This window comes from Streptomyces aureus (assembly GCF_001418135.1).
GTDB classification, from domain to species: Bacteria; Actinomycetota; Actinomycetes; order Streptomycetales; family Streptomycetaceae; genus Streptomyces; species Streptomyces aureus_A.
On sequence record NZ_LIPQ01000706.1, the window covers coordinates 1 to 1,746 of the forward strand.

The following is a 1,746-nucleotide window of genomic DNA, read 5'->3' on the forward strand; positions in this document are numbered from 1 at the left end:
GGGGGGGGGTGGGGGGGGGCCGGTTTTTCGGCCAGGTGGGACTGGCCGTTGGGAGGGCGGGGAGGGGGTGGCCGTGGCCGCAGGCTGGGTCCCGTCGAAGTGAACGGGCGGCTGTGGAGGCTGAGATGGAAGCGATCGTGTACGAGGAGTTCGGCGGTCCCGAGGTGCTGCGTCACGCGGCGGGTGTCGCCGTACCGGAGCCCGGTCCCGGCGAGGTCCGCGTCAAGGTGGCGGCCGTCGGGGTCAACCCGGTGGACTGGAAGCGCCGTCACGGCTGGGTCGAGGAGTTCTACTCGACGACCTTCCCCGCCGTCCCCGGCCTGGAGTTCGCCGGCACCGTCGACGAGCTCGGCGAGGGCGTCACCGGTCTGGCGGTCGGCGACGAGGTCCTCGGCTGGACGAAGACCGGCGCCTACGCCGAGTACGCGATCGCCGGCATCGTCGCGCCGAAGCCGGCCGGGCTGTCCTGGGCGGCGGCCGCGAGCCTCCCGGTGGCCGGCGAGACGGCGCAGAGGGTCCTCGACCTGCTCGGCGTACGGGCGGGCGAGACGCTGTTCCTGCACGGCGCGGCGGGGGTCGTCGGCTCGGTGGGCGTCCAGCTCGCCGTCGCCGCCGGGGTCACGGTGGTCGGCAGCGCGTCCGAGTCGAACCACGCCTACCTGCGCGAACTCGGCGCGATCCCGGTGGCGTACGGGGAGGGCCTGGCCGAGCGGGTGCGGGCCGCCGCCCCGGACGGTGTCGACGCGGTCTTCGACGCGGCCGGGCACGGTGTGCTGCCGGTCGCGATCGAGCTCCTCGGCGGGGGCGGGTCCGGCGGGGAGGAGGCGGCGAAGGAGCGGATCGTGACGATCGCGGACGTGGACGCGGAGAAGTACGGGATCGTGTTCTCCGGGGTCCTGGGCGACCCCGACGTCGTACGGGCCGGACTCACCGCCCACGCGCGCGGGGCGGCGGCCGGCACCCTCGCGGTCCGGCTCGCCGACACGCTCCCCCTGAAGGAGGCGGCGCGGGCCCAGGAGCTCAGCGAATCGGGGCACGTGCGCGGGAAGTTGATCCTGACCCCGTGACTCATGGGGCTCTCGTGGCTCCCCTTAACTCCCGTGACTCCGGGTGCGTGGTGGGGGAGGGTGGGGCGACCCCTCCGCCGTGAGCGGCGGTCCCGACCTGGAAGGCGACGACGATGTACGCGACACCCCTGGGAGACGACGGCGCGGAGCTGCGCCCGCTCGAACCGTGGCAGGCCGAGGAGTTCCTGGCGCACATGGACCGGGGACGCGAGTTCATCGGGGCGCGCAACGGCCTTCCCGACGTGGTCACCGACCTGGAGTCGAGCCGGGCGTTCCTCCGGCTCTACGCGGAGAAGGTGGCCGCCGACTCGGGCCGTATCCACGGCATCTGGTCCGACGGCACCCTCGTCGGCGCGGTGATCCTCCGGCAGCTCGACACGGGGAGCGGCAGGGCCGAGGCGGGCTGCTGGCTGGAGCCGGCGGGCGTCGGCAAGGGCCTGGTGACCCGGGCGGCCCGGACGCTCATCGACTGGGCGATCGAGGTACGCGGGATCCACCGGGTCGAGTGGGTGGTGTCCTCCGACAACGAGCCGAGCATCGCGGTGGCCCGCCGCCTCGGCATGAGCAGGGACGCCGTCCTGAGGGGCAGTTACCCCTACCGGGGCCGGCGCCACGACGAGGAGGTCTGGTCGGTCCTCGCCCCGGAGTGGAGGGCGGCGAAGTCCGCGGCGGCGGGGGC

The 1,746-nt window shown here is 74.5% G+C and carries 2 protein-coding genes; both read left to right on the top strand.

All coding sequences use genetic code 11. The features are described 5' to 3' along the window. The first annotated feature begins 125 nt into the window (after nucleotides 1-125). Nucleotides 126-1,067 carry an NADP-dependent oxidoreductase gene (locus AOK00_RS36325; RefSeq protein ID WP_055604339.1) on the top strand — a complete coding sequence of 314 codons (942 nt, stop codon included), beginning with the start codon at nucleotides 126-128 and terminating at the stop codon, nucleotides 1,065-1,067. 113 nt (nucleotides 1,068-1,180) lie between these two features. Continuing rightward, a partial coding sequence (locus AOK00_RS36330; protein WP_055604340.1) for a GNAT family N-acetyltransferase occupies nucleotides 1,181-1,746 on the top strand: 566 nt, incomplete at its 3' end.

Bases quoted from the DNA above. Each gene is read 5' to 3' on its own strand.
- AOK00_RS36325 (WP_055604339.1), top strand. From the start codon at position 126: ATGGAAGCGATCGTGTACGAGGAGTTCGGCGGTCCCGAGGTGCTGCGT.